Origin of the sequence: Roseibium sp. MMSF_3412, assembly GCF_030733265.1 — a bacterium.
GTDB lineage: Bacteria > Pseudomonadota > Alphaproteobacteria > Rhizobiales > Stappiaceae > Roseibium.
Genome location: NZ_JASHJI010000014.1, coordinates 67,467 through 87,902 on the forward strand (window position 1 = coordinate 67,467; position 20,436 = coordinate 87,902).

A 20,436-nucleotide genomic window follows, 5' to 3' on the forward strand; every position below is an offset into this window, starting at 1 on the left:
GCCGGGTCCGGACAAGTGGCCCATCCTTCGAGACGAACCTTTCGGTTCTCCTCAGGATGAGGGCGCTTTCGAAAAAACGTAATCAGAGAACCCTCGTAAAGAGGATGTAGTGAGGCAACAATGTCAGATGTGATCAAGCTGATTTCGCCCGTAGACGGGTCGGTCTATGCGGAGCGTCCCGCGCTGGACGAGGCTGCGGTCGAAAAGGTCGTGTCGGCGGCCAGAAGCGCACAGGCAGGCTGGGCGGCAACTCCGATTGCCGAGCGCGTCGCCCTTTGCATGAAGGCCCTGGAAGCGCTGAAGGAAATGAACGACGATGTCGTGCCCGAACTTGCCTGGCAAATGGGCCGTCCCGTGCGCTATGGCGGTGAGCTTGGCGGCACGATCGAGCGGACCGAGTATTGTGCCTCCATTGCAGCTGACGCGCTCGCCGATATCGAACGGACGGACAAGCCGGGCTTCAAGCGCTACCTCCGGCGGGTGCCGCTCGGGATCGTCATGGTGATCGCGCCCTGGAACTATCCGTTCATGACGGCCATCAACACCATCATGCCCGCCCTGATGGCCGGGAATGCTGTCGTGCTGAAGCACGCCGCGCAGACATTGCTGGTCGGTGAGCGCCTTGCACAGGCCTTTGAAACAGCCGGCCTGCCGAAAGGCGTTTTCCAGAATATCGTGCTGACGCATGCGGGCACTGAAAAACTGCTGGGTTCCGGCCTGATCGATCATGTCAATTTCACCGGTTCCGTCGCCGGTGGCCGGGCGATCGAAAAGGCGCTGGCGGGTACGTTCGCGACGCTCGGGCTTGAGCTTGGCGGCAAGGACCCCGCCTATGTGCGCGCCGACGCCGATCTGGACTATGCCATCGGCAACCTCGTCGACGGTGCCTTCTACAATGCCGGACAGTGTTGCTGCGGCATAGAACGTGTCTACGTGCACGAGAGCCAGTTCGACAGGTTCGTGGACGGGTTTGTCGACCTGACGAAGCAATATCAGCTGGGCAACCCGCTGGACGAGGCGACGACGCTTGGCCCGATGGCGCAGGCCCGGTTCGCGGCCTGGGTGCGCGAGCAGACCGGCGAAGCGCTGCGCAAGGGCGCAAAGGCACATGTCGACCTGTCCGCGTTTCCGGAAAACAAGGATGGCACGCCGTATCTGGCACCGCAGGTTCTGACCGACGTGAACCACCAGATGTCGGTCATGCGGGAAGAGAGTTTCGGACCTGTTGTCGGCATCATGAAAGTGAAGGACGACGAGGAAGCGCTGCAGTTCATGAATGACAGCCCCTATGGCCTGACCGCGTCGATCTGGAGCGAAGACGTCGATGCTGCCGCCTGTATCGGCGACAGGATCGAAACGGGTACCGTTTTCATGAACCGCTGCGACTATCTCGATCCGGCTCTGGTCTGGACAGGAGTCAAGGAGACGGGCAAGGGCGCCGCGCTTTCGGAGATCGGCTTCCATAACCTGACACGGCCGAAATCGTTCCACTTCCGCGTGGAGCATTGAGGCCGGAGAAAGAGGAACCGGGACCGCGCGCATCCCTTGTGTTGTTTTCCCGGCCGACCCGGAGTGGAAGGCCGGGAGCCATTCACCCGAAACGGGGCAGGTGACTTTTGTTTTGACCGATGGGCTTCAGGCCCTGCACATGCAGGGGCAAAAACAGAAGAGCGCAGGTCCCCTTTTGAAGTTGCAATCGCTCGCTGGTTTACAAGAAAAGAACTGTCAGAATTCGAGAGATCCCCATGAGTTCACTTCCCAACGTCAACTGGTCCTATCCAACGTCCGTTCGCTTCGGTGTCGGACGCATCAGGGAATTGCCGGATGCCGTCAAGGCGGCCGGCATGACCAATCCCCTGCTGGTTACCGATCCGGGTCTTGCCGGCCTGCCGATGGTCGCCGATGCCATCGCGGGCCTTGAGGCCGCCGGTCTGTCAGCTGCTGTATTTTCGGACGTCAAGCCGAACCCGGTCGACAGCAACATTTCCGCCGGCGTTGCCGCCTTCAAGGCCGGCGGCCACGATGGGGTCATTGCCTTCGGCGGCGGCTCGGGTCTCGACGCCGGCAAGCTGATCGCGTTCATGTCCGGCCAGACGCGGCCGATCTGGGATTTCGAGGACATCGGCGACTGGTGGACCCGGGCGGACGCCGACGGCATCGCACCGATCATCGCGGTTCCGACAACGGCGGGAACCGGGTCCGAAGTCGGCCGGGCGGGCGTCGTCACCAATGAGGCGACCCACACCAAGAAGGTGATTTTCCATCCCAAGATGCTACCGGAAATCGTGATCTGCGATCCGCAGCTTACCGTCGGCATGCCCCGGTTCATCACGGTCGGAACCGGCATGGACGCGCTGGCGCATTGCCTGGAAGCCTATTCGGCCCCGATGTATCACCCGATGTCAGAGGGTATTGCGCTTGAGGGCATGCGCCTTGTTTTCGAAAACCTGCCGAAGGTGGCCGCCGACGGCGATGATCTGGAGGCGCGCGGCCATCTCATGAGCGCCGCTGCAATGGGGGCGGTCGCGTTTCAGAAAGGGCTTGGCGCGATTCATTCGCTTTCGCACCCGGTCGGAGCCCTCTACGACACCCATCACGGCATGACCAATGCGGTCTTCATGCCCTATGTTTTGCAGTTCAACAGACCGGCCATCGAGCAGAAATTCGAACGCCTCGGCGGCTTCCTGGGAATTGCCGGTGGCTATCAGGGCGTCCTCGATGCCGTGCTCAAACTGCGCGATGACCTCGATGTGCCGCACACGCTGTCCGGTCTCAATGTCGACGACAGCAAGCGCGATCTGATTGCCGAGATGGCAATCGTCGACCCGACGGCTGGCGGCAATCCGGTCGAACTCACGAAAGACGGTGCACTCGAGATCTTCGACAGGGCTCAGCTCGGCACTGTCTAGCCACTCAATTCGAGGAAGTGGAAAAGTCCCCATATCAGTGCAGTTCCGCGCACAAGATCCCTGATCACTTGTGCGGAACATTCCATTGAGCCATCGGCGTTGTAAGACTAACGTAACGAATACGCCCTTAGTGTAGCGCCGATGCCAGATTGAAGTGAGGGGACCTGATCATGACGGTAGCGCGGGTTGCTCTGTCATTCCTGTGTGTGGCCTGTCTTGTGCTCTCTTCGCAGACAGTGACCGCGCAAGGGACTATTTTCGCGCCGGGCTGGACACTCCAGCCCGATGCATCCACTGTTCGCTTTCAGTCCGTGAAGAACCTGACAAAGGTGGAGAGCAGTGGCTTTGCCCAGTATCAGGGAAAAATTGATCCGGACGGTTCGGCCGAAATCCGGATCTTCCTGGATTCCGTCGACACCAAGATCGATCTCAGAAACGTGCGGATGCGTTTCCTGTTCTTCGAGACGTTCGAGTTTCCGGAAGCCGTGATCTCCACGACGATCGACCCGGCTGCGCTGGCCGATCTTGCCAAACTCAGGCGGAAAATCATCCCGCTGACCTTCGATCTTCAGCTGCATGGTGTGACCAAGCCACTTGAAACCGAGGTCGCGGTAACGCTTGTCGGTGAGGATATCGTTGCGGTTTCATCGACTGAACCGATTTCGATCGCAACCAGCGACTTCAACCTGGATGGCGGCATCAAGAAGCTGGAAGAAGCAGCGAATGTCGCCATTGTGCCGTCTGCGACCGTGACATTCGATTTCCTGTTCTCCAAGAATGCCGGCGAACAGGTCGTGGCGGAAGCAAAGCCGGAAGCGACCGAGGCGGCAGCCACGGCAATCGAACCGGAAGGAAATCTGGACGACGAAGCCTGCAAGGGACGTTTCGAAATCCTGTCCCGCACCGATAACATCTATTTCGCCAGCGGCAGTGCGCGGCTCGACGCGAGAAGCGCACCGCTGCTCGACAGTCTTGTCGACATCATCGCGCGGTGCCCGGATCTGAAGATCGAGGTCGGCGGCCATACGGACAGCGATGGTAGCGCGGCGGGCAATCAGCGTTTGTCAGAACGGCGTGCTGCAGCGGTTGAAGACTATATCTCCGCGAAGAACGTTTCCGCCTTGCGCATTTCCAGCGTCGGCTATGGCGAAACCAGACCGGTTGCCTCCAACGACACACCTGACGGCAAGCGCCGCAACCGCCGTATCGAGTTTACTGTTGTCGAATAAGACCAAATTTCGCTGGGCTCTGCTGTTTCTTCTGCCTGTCCTGTTCCTGTTCTCGCAGGCACAGGCAGACGACGATGACAATCCGCGTCTGGCGCTGGTGGTCGGCAATTCGGCATATTCGTATGTCACGCCGCTCGACAATCCGAAGAACGATGCCGTTCTCATGGCTGAATCGCTCGAGGCCGTCGGCTTTGACGTGATGCTGGTGACGGATGCTTCACGTGACGAGCTTACGCGGGCCATTGCCGATTTCGGCCGAAAGCTGCGGGACGCGGATGACGATGCGACAGGCCTTTTCTACTACGCAGGACACGGCGTGCAGTCCTTCGGTTCGAACTTTCTGCTGCCCGTCGATGTGAATCTCTCAGATGCCGCCGATCTCAGCCTGGTCGCCGTTCCGGCACAGGCGCTGCTGCGCCAGATGTTCTCGGCGCGAAACCAGACAAATATTGTCATTCTCGATGCCTGCCGTGACAATCCGTTCGAAGCCATTCCGGACCTCAACGAGAACGGTCTCGCGGAGATGAAGGCACCGCGCGGCACGTTCCTGGCCTATTCGACGGGACCGGGCGAAGTCGCTCTTGACGGGGTCGGTGCGAACAGTCCCTTCACCAGTTCGCTTGCGCGGCGGATGTCGGCCCCCGGCGTTCCCATCGAGACGCTGTTCAAGAATGTGCGCCGCGATGTTCTTGAAGCGACCAACGGTGTTCAGACGCCGTGGGACACGTCCTCCATGACCGCGAATTTCCAGTTCGTGCCCGCCGTGATGCCGTCGCCCGCGGAAATCCAGGAACGCCAGCTTTGGGAAACGGTCAAGCTGAGCAAGGACCCGATCCAGGTGATGCTGTTCCTGCGCGCCAATCCCGAGAGCCGCTTCGCAGGAGAAGCCCGCTCCCTGCTGCAGGATCTCGTTTCCAGCGAGATGCAGGAAACCGCGTCCTCCAGCGATCCGGAAGTGCCCGCGCCCGCGCCGGCTCCGGTTTCCGTCGATCCCAGCGATGCGGAGCGCGCGCTTATCGAGGCAGCCCGCCAGGCCGGCACCGCCGACGCCTACAAGGACTATCTGGATACCTATCCGGACGGTCATTTTTCAGAGCTTGCGCGCCTGGAACTGCAGACCATCGAACGGAACGAGCCGCGGACCGATCCGATCTCCGAGCCGATTGTCCCGGTCGCGCCAACGCCTGAGGTGACGGCTGGCGAAAGTTCCGGCGGTCTGCCGGATGTGGTCGCCTTCAACGCCCCGCTGGGTGCCGGAGATCCGGAAATCGCGACGCGAAGCATTTCCGACCTGATTTCCGCGAGCCCCCGCTTCCCCCCGATCGAGGGTCTTCCGGAAGCGGCCTGGAAAGACAAGACCTGTGCGTCCTGTCACCAGTGGGAGCAGGCGAACCTGTGCACCCAGGCCAAGACCTATATGAACGACCAGACACGGGCCGTCACAAAAGAGCATCCCTTCGGCGGTGTGTTCAAGCAGTTGCTTCGGATCTGGGCCGAAGGTGGATGCCAGTAGCCACTCCGGTCGCCTGAACAGACTGACCTGACCGATACGGATCCGAACGTCTTGCCACCTCAGCCGCGGCGGATATCCGATAGCTTGCGCGGCGCGCAAATCTCGCGAACACGACCCGTTTTCACATCATACAGCAATGCGGAGACGGTGAGCCCGCCGGGGATCACCGGCGCGTCGGCCAGCCTTGCAATGTCACGTTTCAGGTCTGTTTCCTGATCGACGACCGCGGAAGCCGAGACGTCGATCCCGAGCGTTGCCTCAAGCGCATTCCGGAACTCCGGATCGGCAAAGTTCTGAGCGCCGCATTGCGTGTGCTGCATGAGGGCGAGGTTGAATTTCGGGTCGCGGTTCCCGGTCATTTTGCCCACCATGAAGGCGAGGGTTGCGATTTCGTCGATGACGGACGCTGTGACCCGCCCGCCATTGTTGCGCAGGACGACAGCGTCGCCGAGATCGAGGCCAAGAACGTGGGCGGGATCGACCCTGGCGTCGATGCAGGTAAGGATCAGTGTGCCGAGTTTCGGCAAGATGGGCAGATCTGCAGCTTCAAAACGATCCGCAAAGCGGCTGTTTCGGTCCAGTATGGCTGTGTTGTCGGTCATGGTTCCATATTCCTCCGATGACAGAAAATCAGGCGACTTTTGTGGGTGCGGAAACCGGCATTGTTGGCGCATGTGTTGCGGTCCATTCCGGCGTGTCCTGGCTGAAGTTCGGACTTGCTAGGCGGACGTAGTCCCGCTGTGACTGGATGCGTTCCAGATCGAGGGCAGGTGTCAGAAGGATTTTCAGGAAGCCGGCAAGTGCACGGGCAGACGCCGTCAGGTTTCTTTTCAGATCGGGCCGAGCGGCAACTGTCCGGCGCACGATGCTTTCGAAGGTTTCGGGTGTTCGGCCTGCCAGACGCAAGACGTCTTCGGTCGGCGCACTGACGGCAAAACTGCCGCGCCGGTATTCCTCTGCATAAATGGCAAGCTGAGACACGGCGGCTTCCGAATAATTGGACGGCGGCAAGGCGCGCAGGGCCTTGGTCATCATCTTTTCGGAAATGTCCATGTATCTGACACGCCGCCCGAGCGCCCGCCCCATCGCGGCGGCAATGTCGTTCGGCGACAGCAGTTCCGGGCCGGTCGGGCGGTAACGCCTGCCGGCATGGGTCTCCGGGTCGGTCAGGGCCGCCACGGCGACGGCGGCTATGTCCTCGTTTGATGGCGGTGCGTTTTTCTTTTTATCTCCCGGACCGAGCGGCATCGTGAAGAGACCCAGATGAGCGGCCATGTCGATCACCATCAGATAGTTGTCGGCAAACCATCCCGGATCGACCGAGGTGACACTCAAGCGCGGAGACAGGCGGATCAAGGCGTCGGAAAGATAGACTTCCCTTGTGAACAGGGACGGGTGATCGGAAGAGGTGAGCCATTGCCCGAGCGTGACAACGTGCTCAAGGTTCGCCTCGTTTGCGGCGACCGTGAAGACGGCATTGAAGTGCAGGCCATTGGGGGCTGTCGGCGCGCAGTGATAGGCACGCTGCACCCCGTCCATTGCCGCGTGCATGTCCGTCAATGCGTATTGATTGCCGACAAAAACGTCCGCACCGGCACGTTCCAGCAGGGCCGAACGGTTGTCACGCCTCCTGACAAAGGCCCTTACCGGGTAGCCTTTTTCACACAGTTGCAGGGCGGTTGGAAGACCAGTCTTGCCGGCTGCGCTGGTCACGAGAATTTTCGGTTTCATTGTCGCGTCTCACTTATAGATGATGATTGTAATCTTAAAATATAGATGATAGATAAAATCTAAATTGTCAAGCCGATGGAGAGAGGCGCCCATGCCGAGAATGTCGGAAGCCGAAAAACGCAAGTCGCACAAACGGATACTGGAGAAAGCCGCGCAGCTTTTCCGTGAGCGGGGCGTGGAAGCGCCGAGCGTATCCGACGTCATGCAGGCGGCCGGTCTTACCCATGGGGGGTTTTACCGGCACTTCAAATCAAAGGACGACCTTGTGGTCTCGGCCTTCAGGCTCGCCGTCGACGATGTCCTTGCCGATATGGAGGCTGCCGTGACAGAGGAAGAGAGGGCCGCAGCGCGTGCAGACTATATCGACACGTATCTGTCGATGTGCCACGTCGATAACCGGGGCAATGGTTGCCCGCTGGCAGCGCTTGCCGGAGAGCTTTCCAGAGGCTCGCCGGATGCGAAAGCTGAGGGCCTGCATGCCGTGGAAAGAGTGTCGGAGCATTTGCGCGAAGGCACGGATGCGGGGCAGGGGATTGCTTTGCTGGCGCTGATGCTCGGAACCGTCACTCTCGCGCGTCTGGCGGAACGGGAAGAAACCGTGCAAACGGTACTGGACGCCGGACACACGGGTGCCGATTTGATCCGGAGCGCGTGGCCGGAAACAGCGAAGGAAGTTGATGCCAAGTCTGTTTAGTGCGCGCCGCGGACCTGCTTGCGAAAAGCGCTGCGACGCCACTGTGTGAAATCGTCTGTGTAGAGCGTTGCCACCAGGTCCTTGAACCTATTTTCAAGCTCATCGACTGTCATGCCGTCGGGTCGTACGTTGACGTCAAAAAGTGTGCAGGTTTCCCATGCATCTGAACGAAGCAGGCGTCCTTCCGACTTTAAGCGCTCATAAAGTGGTGTTCCGGGGAACGGCGTTTGCACCGTTACCTGCACATCATAAAGACCGCTGTCCCTGACGAACTTTGCGACGTCTTCGAAGCTTTCCTCGGTCTGTCCGTCGAGCCCCAGAACAAAGCATCCGTTCACGGTGATGCCGTGTTGCTGTATCCGGTGAACCGCCTCCAGATAGGTGTCGGCGCGCTTGGCCTTCCAGTTGGTCTTCTGCTCGATCCCGTCCAGAACCGTCTTGTCTGTCGCCTCCAGTCCGATCAAAAGCTGGCTGCACCCGGCATCACGCAGCATGGAAAGCAGCTCCGGATCATCTGCAACCGACACATCCGTTTCCGTAAACCAGCGAATGTTCTCGCCTGCGAGGGCCTTGGCCAGCCGCTTTGCATGAGCCTTGTTGGCAAAGGTGTTGTCATCTGCAAACTCAATGAACGGCTTTTCCCAGATTGTTTTAATTCGGTGGATTTCGGCGATGACTTTCTCTACCGGTTTGGTCTTGAACCTGGGTGAGATGCGGATCGAAGAGGCGCAGAAGTCGCAGGAAAGCGGGCAGCCGCGCTGGGTCTGGACCGTGAGCCTGTTGTAGCGGTCGATATCGAGCAGTTCGAACGCCGGCATGGGGGCGTGCCGCAGATCGAAGGAACTTGAACGAGTATCGTAAACCTGCTTCAGAGCGCCAACTTTCAGGTCTTTCATAACTTTTGGCCAGACCGCTTCGCCCTCGCCGAGGACAATCGCATCGGCGTGACGAGCAGCTTCCTCCGGACACGCCGAGACATGCAGTCCACCCAGGATCACCTTGGTTCCTTCGCGGCGATAGTGATCTGCAAGAGTATAGGCGTCCTTGATTTGAGCAGAATAACTTGAGATCGCGACCGCATCATATTCACCCGGAAATTCGTCCGGACCGGCAATGTCCGGAACCTCATGGTAGCTGACATCGATGTCGGACCGGGTCAAACCGGCAAGGGTCAAAAGGGCAAGGCTTGGCAGCGATGCGATCACCTTGCTGCGTTCCACAAATCCCGGCAGCGTCAGACCAAGTTGCATCAGGTCCTGGTTCTGAACCCGGACACCGCTCATGGCGATCAGGCCAAGCCTCATCCGGAAGCCTTTCGCGAGTGAATGCGAATGACCAGAAACGCATACATGATGAGGAGAACAGGCGTTGCGACCACAGAGAAGAAGGTCATCGCACCCAAAATGGCATAGGCCCTGTCGTTGGAAGTCGGATCGCGAAGTCCGCCCATGATATTGAAGACGGCTTGCTCAAGATTGAGGATTGTCAGCGCCGTCACAATGAGGGCAAGCGGCAGAAGCGTTGCGACGACCACAGCTACTTCAGAGAGTTTGCCAACGCGGCGCAAGAAGACTGCGAATAGAACTACCCGCCACGCGGCAACGATCAGGAGAAACCAGACATTCGCCAGCTGGGCCGAGGAGAGCGCCATGAAACGCTCGACTGGAATGGCATAAAGGAGCGCCGGCAGCGAGGTAAGGGTGATGAAGATCAGAATGTTGCGGTAGCTGAGATTCTGAGGTTTGAGCGGGGCTGAAATGGCCCAGACGATCGCCGCCAGGGCAAAAACATATCCAAGAGAGCCGAGGCCCGCATATTGCCACCAATCTGCACTCGGGTGATCCCAGTACCGGCCAATCCCGACGAGCCAGGTGGTGAAGAGACCCCAACCGAGATAGATGTGCCAGTGCTCCGCGAGCGACGGCTTGAAGGCTCTAAAGGACAAGAGCCGGACCTGGTCAGCCAGCACGCGCAAGAAAACATTCAAAGGCCAGCCTCCATTCGGGCCGTTCAGTAAGAAGCCCACCTGAGATGCAATTCAAAACACCACTACCTTATTTCATCCTTCGACAATCCATTTCAACACGTGTTGGTGCAGTGAGGTTATGAAAAAAAAACGCGCCACAAAGTGGCGCGATTTTTTTGGATGTGGGCGTGGTTCGCCCGCATGGTGTTTGCTGAAAATCAGGCGTTCTGCTGTTTCTCGATCACGTGCAGCATGGCGACCATGACGATGCCGTAGAGAACGTGTCCGATCAGGGCGACCCAGACGATGCCGGTGAAGTTCAGGAAAAAGGGCAGGCCTGCGAGGGACGTGATGCCGCCGATGGCGAAGACCCAGAGACCGAAGCCGTAGATCGCGGACGGGATGAACCAGTGGGTGTTGCCGATAACGCGCTGCCACAGCGGTGCGAAGATGAACATCCAGCCGATTGGGTAGCCGATCAGTCCAACGACATAGAAGTGCACGAAGTAACCGGCGAATGCATTGTTGGGAAGTCCGAGGCTGCCGAGCAGGCTCTGTGCAAGACCATGCGGGGAAAGCTTGGCAAAACCGAGTGCCGGGCTGATCACCTGACCCCAGAGATCAAATGCGACCGTTGCGAAGAAGCCGGTGACAAACATCAGTCCGAGCGTTGCGAAGTTGATGGTGGGCAGTGCGCCGACCAACCTGTTTTCAGAAGTAAGTGTCGTCATGTTCATTAGCCTTCCAGATTACAAATCTTGTTGCGCCCTTGATTTAGGAAGGCCGTCGGTAACTTGCATTCAACTGGGTGTTCCCTGTTCTGACGTTTATTTCAACGTCCGCTCGCGCGTTTTCACGCGGCCGCGATGTCGCTGTTATGAGCCTTGCGGACGATGAAACGGCAAAGAGGACAGGGAGGCGGGCCAGGGTACGCACGCATAAATGAAGTCAATTTGGTTTGGATTGTGTTTGGTCACCAACCAGTCTCAGATCTTCGATGCGAGTGAACAACCTTTTTGGAAACCACACCTAGCCTTCTTCCGCCGTGACGATGGCCCAGTTCAGGCTGAACCGGTCGAGATATTTCTTCAGTCGGTCGGCGTCGTTGCGGCTTGTCCTTGTTGCGCGCGAGGCCGCGAACAGAGTTCTGCCTGCCGCACTTAAGGAAGGGCTTTTGCGGCAAACACGGATAACATAGGCCAGCTGTACCCTGTCGAAGGCGTCGATCTCCGTAACCCTGTCACCGAGGAGATCCTGCAACAGGACATCATCGGGGTTGACCTCGGCGCTGGTCCACTGGCTTTCAAGCGCCTCGACTTCCTGCTGCACAAGCGACAGGGTGATACGTCCGCGCGGCGCCAGCGTGCACAGGCGCTGAACCGATGCACCGAGGTCGCGGAAGTTGCCGGGCCAAGGGGTTGCCGGTGATGCGGCGAACTCCAGGTACCGGGTGCGCGCGTCCGCGTTGAAGCCGACCCGGTTGCCGAGGAGCTTTTCGGACCTGTCGAGTTCAAACTCGATATTGGGTTCAATGTCCTCGCGCCGTTCGGTGAGTGACGGCAGCCGGAAGGTCCAGAGATTCAGCCTTGCATAAAGGTCCGGCCGGAACCGTCCCTCCGAGACGAGTTGCCCGAGGTTGCGGTTGGTGCCCGCGATCAGCTGGAAGCGGCTGGTGATCTCGTGATCGGAGCCGACCGGCAGGAAGCGTCCGGTCTCGACGGCGTGCAGGATCATCGCCTGTTCGTCGAGACCGAGCTCATTGATCTCGTCCAGGAACAGAACGCCGCCATCGGCTTCGCGCAGCAATCCGCGTCGGTCCGGGCTGCCGGTTCCCATGGTTCCACGGCGATGGCCGAAAAGGCTCGACATGGCGCGCTCGCCTTTCAAGGTGGCGCAATTCACGTGAACCAGACGGCCCTTGACCCTGCGCCGCTGAAGCTTCAACTCGTAGATGCGTTCGGCCAATTCGCTCTTGCCGGTCCCGGTATCGCCGAGCAGCAGAAGAGGCGCATCGGAGTTGGTGGCGACCAGCTCAACCCGCTCGATAAGGCTGTTGAAGGCGGCGTTCCGGGTTTCTATCCCCGCCTTCAGGAGCGCGTTGTATTCCTCCGCAATGAGATCGAAGCGCTGCTGGAGGGCGTCGTAGCGGGAAAGGTCGAGATCGACGATGTTGTACTGGCCGCTCAGATCACCGTCCTCGCCGCGCGGCGGCGACGTCTGTACCAGTTTGGCCGGAACGTGGCGGGACTCGGTCAGCAGGAACCAGCAGATCTGGGCGACATGCGTCCCCGTCGTCAGGTGGACGAAGTAGTCCTCGCGATCCTCGTCGAACCCGTAGTCGCGCGCGAAGTCGAAGAGGGCGCCATAGACTTCCTGAAAGTCCCAGGGATCGCGGAGATCGACCTGTTGCAACAGCACCTCGGTCGCCGGGCTGGCGTCCTCGATCTCGCGTTTCACATTCTGAGCCAGGCGATGATGGGCCCGGTCGTACAGCAGTTCCAGGCGGTGAACCGGAAAAAGACCATGCTGCGTCACGGCAATCGACGGCCGCCACCGGCGCTTCTTGCCCGCGTCCAGTTGGGTGCCGAGGAAGCCGATGACGACGTTCTTTTTCACGCATCTATCCATTTTTATAATTCACTATCTGTGTATATAAGATTATTTCCTGATAGAAATGTCAATATCGTTAAAAAGTTATATTTTTCAATTAGTTAGTCTGATTTTTGTTTTTTGTTTTGCCATGCGTCAGGTTGCGGCATTCTCCTTCTCGACACAGACATCAACCCCAACGCCTTCAAGGGCGCGGATTTGTGGAGAGAGAAAATGGCGAACAAAACCCTGTTTGCATCCCAGCGTGGACGTTTTTCCGGCAAAGCCGACGCCAGAAACCTGGCAGGTGGCAAGGCCTATGCCTACGAGGATCGTCACAGGCTGGCCCAGCTGGCGGCGACCGGGTCCATCGGCAACACGTTCTACCAGTCTGCCGAGCTGGAACTGCAGGCGGTTCTGGAAGCCGCCGAAAAGGTTCCGGACACCTTCCTGGCAAAGACGGCAGTCTATGCCCGCCAGAAGGGCAGGATGAAGGATCTGCCGGCACTCTTGCTGGCGGCTCTGGCATCGCGTGATGCGGTTCTGCTTGCCAAGGCGTTCCCGAAAGTGGTCACCGACGGCAGGATGCTGCGCAACTTCGTGCAGATCATGCGCTCCGGTCAGGCGGGACGAAAGTCGCTCGGCACACGTCCGAAGGCGCTCGTTCGCGGATGGCTGAACGCGGCAACCGAGTATCAGTTGCTGCAGGCCTCGATCGGTAACGATCCGTCGCTGTCGGATGTCATCAAGATGGTGCACCCGAAGCCGCGCGATGCAGAGCGGGCTGCCCTGTTCGCCTGGCTGATCGGAAAGCCGTGCGACGTTGAAAAGCTGCCGGAACAGGTCCGTGCCTATGTGGCGTTCAAGGAGAACCCGAAAGGCCAGGCACTGCCGGATGTCCCGTTCCAGATGCTGACGCATCTGCCCCTTTCCAGGGAAGACTGGGCGAAGCTGGCGGAACGCGGGACCTGGAACATGGTGCGCATGAACCTGAACACTTTCCTGCGTCATGGCGTTTTTGAAGGTGGGCGGTTCGAAAAGACGCCGGCCGTGCGTCTGGTGGCGGATATTCTGAAGGATCCGACGCGGATCAGGAAGGCGCGTGCTTTCCCGTACCAGCTGCTGACGGGTTTTCAGGCCCTGTCGGACGAAATGCCGGCAGAGATCCGCGAGGCGATGCATGAAGCGATGGAGATCTCGGTCGCCAATGTCCCGGCCCTGAGGGGCCAGGTGGTTGTGTGCCCGGACGTCTCCGGTTCCATGGCTTCGCCTGTGACCGGTTACCGAAAGGGTGCGACGACGGCGACGCGCTGTGTTGATGTCGCCGCTCTGGTCGCCGCGGCGGTGCTGCGCCGAAATCGCGGGGCCACGGTCCTGCCGTTCGAGCTCAAGGTGCGGCCGGTCAAGCTGACCGGGCGAGACACCGTGATGACCAATGCCCGAAAGCTCACCGAGCAGTGGGGCGGCGGAACGAACTGCGCGGCACCGCTGGCGTGGCTGAACGCCAAGCGCCGTGCCCCGGATCTGGTCATTCTGGTTTCGGATAACCAGTCCTGGGCCGGGATCCAGGCGGGCCATCAGACCGGCGTGATGCGTGAATGGGAAACGCTGAAAAGGCGTAACCCGGACGCAAAGATGGTGTGCATCGATATCGCGCCCTACGGTTCGACCCAGGCCAAGTCGCGGCCGGATATCCTCAACATCGGGGGCTTCTCCGATGCGGTGTTCGATCAGGTCGCGGCCTTTGCCAAGGGCACCATGAATGCCGACCAGTGGGTTGGGGAGATCGATGCCATCGATCTCGAATGAGACTGGAAAGCGCGGCGGGCGACCGCCTGCCGCGCTTGAGAAGAGATCTGGCGGATGCCGGCAGGACTACATTCTTGACCATGAGTGTCCTGTCATCTCTTGCCGCCGCAAGGAACAACCGGTCAGGGCGAATGCCTGCAGAACTACATCGACTATGAATCGCCAGGTTGCGGGTTCGAATCCCGCCGCTGCAACCAACTGATGCAGCGTAGCTCAACGGATAGAGCAGGAGTGTTTTGCACCCACCTTGTCGCCCTGACCGGGCCGACCTTTCAGCCGGACACAGACCGGCGCAAACACGAGAACAAGAAAATCAATCGCGGCGGATGCCGGCAGGACTACATTCTTGACCATGAGCGTCCTGTCATTCCTTGCCGCCGCACCCGAAAACACGGTCAGGGCGAATGCCCGCAGAACTACATCGACACATAATCGCCAGGTTGCGGGTTCGAGTCCCGCCGCTGCAACCACCTAAGGCAGCGTAGCTCAAACGGTAGAGCAGGAACGTTTTGCACCCCTTTGTCGCCCTGACCGGCAACCGAATTTGAAACGGTATACTGAATGCGGCTTTGCCGCGAAATCGGGGATGCCGGTAGGATTACAGGTAGACGCCTCCCGGCAGGGCCGGGAGGGGAGGCGCGCAAGCGCTTCCCGTGCCAGTTCAAGTCTGGCCCGGAGCAATCCGGTGGCGGAATGAAGATCTTGCCAGACCTTGCCCCGCACAGCCTGGCGGATGCCAGCAGGACGACAGTGAGTGTCGCCGGTGCAACTCCGGCCCGCGGTTTCCGCGGAGAGGTCCTGCGACCCATGTTTGCCGCCAGGCAGGTATGAAGGAAGAAGATGATGACGATTGAAACGGAAACGACGACACTGACCAGCGCGATGCTGACCGCGTGGGGCCACGAAGAAGGCAAGGCCTTCGGCGCGGCCCTCAGGGACGGCCAGGCGGCGCTCAATGAAGGCACGTCGCTGGATGCCGTGCGTCAGATGCTGGAAAGCTACAAGCCGGACCCGGTTCTGCCGCTGGCCGCCTCTGGAGCAAAGCCGTTTCACGTCAACCTGGACGCGGAGGGCGAGGACGAAGAGGCGAACCTGAAGGCCGTCAAGCATCACATGACGGAACTGATGCGCACACCGACCGTAGAGGCAGGGGCGATCATGCCGGATGCCTGTCCGGCCGGTCCGCTCGGAACCATTCCGGTCGGCGGCGTGGTGGCGGCGCGCGGTGCGATCCACCCGGGAATGCACAGCGCCGATATCTGCTGCTCGGTGATGATGACCGAGTTCGAGGATGCCGACCCGAAGGCGGTTCTGGATGCGGCGCATTCGGTGACGCATTTCGGCGGCGGCGGGCGTGCCAACGGCAAGCGCTTCACAATGTCCATGAGCCTTTACGACCAGTTTCGCGAGAACCGGTTCCTGAACAACCCGAAAATCCTGCGTTCGGCGCAGGAGCATCTGGGAACCCAGGGCGACGGCAACCATTTCCTGTTTGTCGGCGTCTCCAGGAAAACCGGAAAGACCGCGATGGTAACCCATCACGGCTCGCGTGGACCGGGCGCGCTGCTTTACAGGATCGGCATGAACGTTGCGGAAAAATACCGCAGGAAGCTGTCGCCGAAAACGCTGAAGCACAATGCCTGGATCCCGTCCGAGAGCGAGGAGGGGAAAGCCTATTGGGACGCGCTGCAGCTGATCCGCAAGTGGACCAAGGCCAACCACAACGCGTTGCATCAGGCAACGGTCGAGGCGAGCGGTGCAAGCCACTCTGATCGCTTCTGGAACGAGCACAACTTCGTGTTTGAACGCGATGGACTGTTCTACCACGGCAAGGGGGCAACGCCTGCCTGGGACGGGTATGCGTCCGACGCGACGGGACTGACCCTGATCCCGCTGAACATGGCGGAGCCGGTTCTGGTCGTACGCGGCAAGGATGCCGGTCATGCGCTCGGGTTCTCTCCGCATGGTGCAGGACGCAACTTTTCGCGTTCCGAGCACAAGCGCCGCTCGCTCGGCAAGACGCCGGAAGCGATGCTGCGCGAAGAAACGGAAGGTCTCGACATCCGGTTCTTCGAGGAGAAGATCGATGTCTCCGAACTGCCGTCCGGCTACAAGAAGGCGGATGCGGTGGTCGCCCAGATCAAGAAATACGGTCTGGCCGAGATCGAGGACTATATCGATCCGTTCGGCTGCATCATGGCCGGCGATATCGAGCCGTTCTGGAAAAAGAAGAAAGGGGCAAGGCGGTAATCTGCCTTGCTTCGCAAATCTGGTGAACCGGTCAGGGCATGGCCAACGGTCTTGCTTTTGCGCGCCGCTCAAGAAGCAGGGCCGCAAGAGCAGCGGCCAGTCCGATGGCGGAACTGGCGAGCATGAGCGCGAGCACGGTCACGGGCTCATCGCCTGAACCGATGGCGATGCCGGTCAGGCTTGTCAGCGCCGCGCCGACTGCAAGAGCCATCGAACCGGTCAGTCCGGCAGCGCTCCCGGCGAGATCGGGTCTTACAGACATTGCGCCAGTGTTGCTGCCCGGCATGGTGATGCCGTTGCCGATGCCGACAAAGATCGTGCCGGCGAAAAAGGCGTAGGGGGACGCACCTCCCAGCAGGAACACCACCAATCCAACGGAAAGACCGATGCAGGCCGTGAGCCGCCCGACCAGCATCATTGTGGGAAGCGGCAGCCGTGCGGAGAGTTTTCCCGCCGTGAAACCGCCTGCCGAAAATCCGACGGTGATACTGCCGATCAGAAATCCGAGCTCTGCCGTTGTCACACCGAAGGACGTGGTTGCGATCAGCGGGGCGCCGGCAAGAAAGATGAAGAAAGCCCCGACCGTGAAACTCGAGCAGAGGGCATACGCGGAGAAGCGCGGATCCTTGACCAGTTCAAGAATTGCACGTGGCAGCGAGGGGCTGTCGGCCTGCCTGTCCGGTTTCGTTTCACCCAGATCGAACCAGCACAGTGCCAGGATCAGAAGTCCGCAGGTTGTGTAAAGATAAAAGCTGGAGCGCCAGCCGAACGCGGTGTCCAGGAGCCCGCCAAGAACGGGGCCCAGCATGGGAACGACGGCCATGCACATGCTGATATAGCCGATCAGTCCTGCCGCCTGTTGCGGCGGGTTGGTGTCGCGGACAATGGCGAGCGACAGCGTGTTCCCGGCAACAATGCTCCCCTGCAGCATCCGGAAAATCAGAAACACCCAGATGTTTTCGGCCAGTGCGCAGACAAATGACGCAAGACTGAAAAGGACCAGTGCAACGAGCAGGACGGGCCGCCGTCCGTACCGGTCCGCGAGAGGGCCGACGACCAGTTGAATGACTGCCGTTGCTGCCAGATAGCCCGCGATCGCGACGCTCACCAGGGCGTAGTCCGTCTGCAGGTCCACCGCGATCGTGCCGAGAGACGGCAGGAACATGTTCAGCGACAGCGGTGAAAATGCTGTCAGCAGAATGATCGTGATGAGATGCGGCGGTGTGCGGGCCAAGGGTTTCTCTAATCGGGTTGTGTCAAAAAAAATGCCCCCGTACGAGGGCGGGGGCACATGGAAAACGGCACGGATCGCCGCTACTGCTCCATGCGCTCGTGTCTCACCACAGTCTTAAAATGACGTGTCATCCGGTGCCTCCGAAGCAGGAGACTAGTCGGCCTCAGCGCCGGCGGCAAGGCAGTCGTTCAAGCCGGTCCGGCGTTCAGGTGTGGCTGCAGCGCGTCGCGGCGTTCATTGCATGTCCCCATGCATGGCGACGAGATCCAGTTCGGCGGCCGGGGCCTCGATGGCGCTGTAGCTCTCCTTCACGCCCTCATCGGCGAGTTCGCGGTGAACGGCAAGCAGCATGTTCTCGTCGTGCTCGGAGCAAAGCTCGGCCATGTAACGGAGTTCGTCTTCGGCGACGCCTCTTGCCGCATCGACCGACGGAGCGCCGTAGACCTCGACGAAGTGGCGGGCCAGATTTTCGACCAGACCGGAAAACTCGTCTTCGCTGACCGGCGTGATCGCGACGAAGGTAACGCGGCCGAAGGTTTCAAGTCCCAACCAGCCGTTGGAAAAGGCCTGCCGGGCCTTGCCGACAAGGTCGGCCTCTGTCCAGTCCGAGAACTCGAAGCCTCCCGACAGACACCATTCGCCTGTTCGCGCCGGGGAGAAATAGACGTTGCGGTCGCTGTCATCCATATGGATCGCACGGGCCAGTTTCATGAGTTCAGGTCTCCAGTCGGCTCGAAAGCGGGATCAGGGTCGTCTCGTCCCCGGTTCTGAGCAGCATCCCGAAATTCTCGTCCACGCCGACGAAGGTTCCGGACTTTCCATCGATTTCTATCGGTTCCCCAAGCGTCGGTACCAGGCCGCGCCAGTCAGCATGAACGGGGCGCAGACCTTCGTCCAGCCATCGGTTGATCCAGTAAAGGCTATGGCGGACCCAGGCTTCAAGAAGACCATCGGGCGTGATTTCGGCGCAGCCTTCTTCGGAGAGATAGGTCGTGTCGGCATCGGTGCCCGGATTTTCCGTCGAGCTGGTCATGTTGAGTTCCAGACCCAGAACCAGCCAGTCAGGCGTTTCCGCCGGGTCCGACGTGGAGGCCTTGAGGCGCATGCGTCCGCAGACCGCGCCGTTCACGCGGATCGTGCCATCCCATTCCAGATGGACGGCGACTTCCGGCGGCGCGAGCGCCCCCAGAGCCGCCTGAAACCCGAGGCCGCAGACGGGCAGCGTCGCCACGGCTTCTTCCAGGGGGACCTCCGGGGTGAAGATCAGGCTGGCCTTCAGGGTGTCGCCTGAAAAATTATAGACGACCGTGCCTGCATCCGTGCCGGTGATCGCAAGCGCAAGCGCCCGGTCGAACGGATCGGCGGGGCCGGTCAGCCCCTCTCCCTGGAACATCGGCGGGAACTGCAGTTCACTCACGCATGCCCCTCCGCAACGAGTGTTTTTGCCAGTTTTCTGAACACGCTCGCCTCGGGCGCGTCCGGGTTTTCAACCGCGATCGGTGTGCCTCCGTCGCCGGCAAGACGGATGTTCAGATGCAGCGGAACTTCCGCGAGCAACGGGACGCCGAGTTTTTCCGCTTCCGCCGCGACGCCACCATGCCCGAAAACGTGTTCCTCGTGACCGCATTCGGAACAGATATGCGTCGACATGTTTTCGATCATTCCGATAATCGGCACCTGCATCTGCTGGAACATGTCGATGCCCTTGCGGGCGTCCAGAAGGGCGACGTCCTGGGGCGTCGACACGATGATCGCGCCGTCGACGATGAATTTCTGCGAGAGCGTCATCTGGACATCGCCGGTTCCGGGCGGCAGATCGACGATGAGTATGTCGAGCGCGCCCCACTGCACCTGGCTCATCATCTGCTGCAATGCGCCCATGAGCATCGGACCGCGCCAGACCACAGCCTGGTCGCCCGACGTCATCAGCCCGATCGAGATCAGCGTGACGCCGTGGTTGCGCAGCGGCAGGATCATCTGGCCGTCCGGCGACGTCGGGCGTCCGGAGATGCCCAGCATTTTGGGTTGCGACGGGCCGTAGACATCCGCGTCGAGCAGACCGACCTTGCGCCCTTCCGCGGCAAGCGCGCAGGCAAGATTTGCAGCAACCGTCGATTTGCCGACACCGCCCTTGCCGGAGGCAACAGCAACGACCCTGTCAATCCCCGGAACCCGCTGTGGCCCGGATTGCCCGGGTGGTGCCGGACGCGGTTTGATGGGCGTAGGCTCGCTGGGCTTGGGTGGCTCAGCGGCCTTTTCCGAATGCGCCGTCATGATGATCTGAACGCTTCCGGCCCCCTCGATCTGCGAGAGACAGGCTTCCGCCTCGCTCTTCAGGGCCTCCATCTCGTTCATGCGGCTTGCGTCGATTTCCATCACGAAGCGGATGGTGCCTTCACCGATCTGAAGGGCGCGCACCATTCCCGAGGCGACGATGTTTTCACCGGTTGCCGGATCCTTGACGGACTTGAGTGAATTTAGGACCGTTTCCCGCGTCAGTGACACGACGTGC

The 20,436-nt window shown here is 60.2% G+C and carries 17 protein-coding genes; 7 read left to right on the forward strand and 10 right to left on the reverse strand.

Annotated elements, in window-relative coordinates:
• Nucleotides 1-120: 120 nt before the first annotated feature.
• The 4 genes from RBB49_RS21150 to RBB49_RS21165 all read left to right on the forward strand — a co-directional run bounded on the left by RBB49_RS21150 (nt 121) and on the right by RBB49_RS21165 (nt 5,651).
• Complete coding sequence (locus tag RBB49_RS21150; protein ID WP_306144883.1) at nt 121-1,509, forward strand: aldehyde dehydrogenase family protein; 1,389 nt, start codon at nt 121-123, stop codon at nt 1,507-1,509.
• Nucleotides 1,510-1,745: 236 nt separating this feature from the next.
• Nucleotides 1,746-2,909 (forward strand): iron-containing alcohol dehydrogenase, encoded by a 1,164-nt coding sequence (locus tag RBB49_RS21155; protein WP_306144884.1) that lies wholly within the window; start codon nt 1,746-1,748, stop codon nt 2,907-2,909.
• Between the two features lie 170 nt (nt 2,910-3,079).
• Nucleotides 3,080-4,138 (forward strand): OmpA family protein, encoded by a 1,059-nt coding sequence (locus RBB49_RS21160; protein ID WP_306144885.1) that lies wholly within the window; start codon nt 3,080-3,082, stop codon nt 4,136-4,138.
• Complete coding sequence (locus tag RBB49_RS21165; RefSeq protein WP_306144886.1) at nt 4,128-5,651, forward strand: caspase family protein; 1,524 nt, start codon at nt 4,128-4,130, stop codon at nt 5,649-5,651. Before RBB49_RS21160 ends, RBB49_RS21165 begins: the two co-directional genes overlap by 11 nt.
• Nucleotides 5,652-5,710: 59 nt before the next feature.
• Here RBB49_RS21165 and RBB49_RS21170 read toward each other — a convergent pair whose 3' ends face one another.
• Nucleotides 5,711-6,253, reverse strand: coding sequence for a carbonic anhydrase (locus RBB49_RS21170; protein ID WP_306144887.1), 543 nt, complete (start codon nt 6,251-6,253; stop codon nt 5,711-5,713).
• A 28-nt stretch (nt 6,254-6,281) separates the two neighbouring features.
• Entirely contained in the window at nt 6,282-7,382 is a 1,101-nt protein-coding gene (locus RBB49_RS21175; RefSeq protein WP_306144888.1) for an NmrA family NAD(P)-binding protein, read from the reverse strand.
• 91 nt (nt 7,383-7,473) lie between these two features.
• On the opposite strand from RBB49_RS21175, the gene RBB49_RS21180 reads away from it, so the two are divergent.
• Nucleotides 7,474-8,076, forward strand: coding sequence for a TetR/AcrR family transcriptional regulator (locus RBB49_RS21180; RefSeq protein WP_306144889.1), 603 nt, complete (start codon nt 7,474-7,476; stop codon nt 8,074-8,076).
• Here RBB49_RS21180 and RBB49_RS21185 read toward each other — a convergent pair.
• The 4 genes from RBB49_RS21185 to rtcR form a co-directional block, all read right to left on the reverse strand.
• Nucleotides 8,073-9,380, reverse strand: a complete 1,308-nt coding sequence (locus RBB49_RS21185; RefSeq protein ID WP_306144890.1) for a radical SAM protein — start codon at nt 9,378-9,380, stop codon at nt 8,073-8,075. The two genes, RBB49_RS21180 and RBB49_RS21185, sit on opposite strands and share 4 nt — an antisense overlap.
• On the reverse strand, nt 9,377-10,063 hold the full coding sequence (locus RBB49_RS21190) for a hypothetical protein (RefSeq protein ID WP_306144891.1): 687 nt from the start codon (nt 10,061-10,063) through the stop codon (nt 9,377-9,379). The genes RBB49_RS21185 and RBB49_RS21190 overlap by 4 nt, the downstream gene beginning before the upstream one ends.
• Nucleotides 10,064-10,260: 197 nt before the next feature.
• On the reverse strand, nt 10,261-10,773 hold the full coding sequence (locus RBB49_RS21195; RefSeq protein WP_306144892.1) for a hypothetical protein: 513 nt from the start codon (nt 10,771-10,773) through the stop codon (nt 10,261-10,263).
• 298 nt (nt 10,774-11,071) lie between these two features.
• The gene (gene rtcR, locus RBB49_RS21200; RefSeq protein ID WP_306144893.1) at nt 11,072-12,658 is read right to left on the reverse strand and encodes an RNA repair transcriptional activator RtcR; all 1,587 of its coding nucleotides are present in this window, start codon (nt 12,656-12,658) and stop codon (nt 11,072-11,074) included.
• A 207-nt stretch (nt 12,659-12,865) separates the two neighbouring features.
• On the opposite strand from rtcR, the gene RBB49_RS21205 reads away from it, so the two are divergent.
• Together RBB49_RS21205 and RBB49_RS21210 are read left to right on the forward strand one after the other, a co-directional pair.
• Complete coding sequence (locus RBB49_RS21205; RefSeq protein WP_306144894.1) at nt 12,866-14,440, forward strand: RNA-binding protein; 1,575 nt, start codon at nt 12,866-12,868, stop codon at nt 14,438-14,440.
• An 843-nt stretch (nt 14,441-15,283) separates the two neighbouring features.
• A complete protein-coding gene (locus RBB49_RS21210) occupies nt 15,284-16,690 on the forward strand; it encodes an RtcB family protein (RefSeq protein WP_306144895.1) in 1,407 nt (468 codons plus the stop codon).
• Nucleotides 16,691-16,721: 31 nt separating this feature from the next.
• Here RBB49_RS21210 and RBB49_RS21215 read toward each other — a convergent pair whose 3' ends face one another.
• From RBB49_RS21215 to RBB49_RS21230, 4 genes are all read right to left on the reverse strand, one after another.
• Nucleotides 16,722-17,924 carry a multidrug effflux MFS transporter gene (locus tag RBB49_RS21215; RefSeq protein ID WP_306144896.1) on the reverse strand — a complete coding sequence of 401 codons (1,203 nt, stop codon included), beginning with the start codon at nt 17,922-17,924 and terminating at the stop codon, nt 16,722-16,724.
• A gap of 234 nt (nt 17,925-18,158) precedes the next feature.
• Nucleotides 18,159-18,635, reverse strand: a complete 477-nt coding sequence (locus RBB49_RS21220) for a DUF6505 family protein (protein ID WP_306144897.1) — start codon at nt 18,633-18,635, stop codon at nt 18,159-18,161.
• Nucleotides 18,636-18,639: 4 nt separating this feature from the next.
• Complete coding sequence (locus RBB49_RS21225) at nt 18,640-19,341, reverse strand: biotin/lipoate--protein ligase family protein (RefSeq protein ID WP_306144898.1); 702 nt, start codon at nt 19,339-19,341, stop codon at nt 18,640-18,642.
• Nucleotides 19,338-20,429 (reverse strand): Mrp/NBP35 family ATP-binding protein, encoded by a 1,092-nt coding sequence (locus RBB49_RS21230; protein ID WP_306144899.1) that lies wholly within the window; start codon nt 20,427-20,429, stop codon nt 19,338-19,340. Before RBB49_RS21230 ends, RBB49_RS21225 begins: the two co-directional genes overlap by 4 nt.
• Between the last annotated feature and the right edge of the window lie 7 nt (nt 20,430-20,436).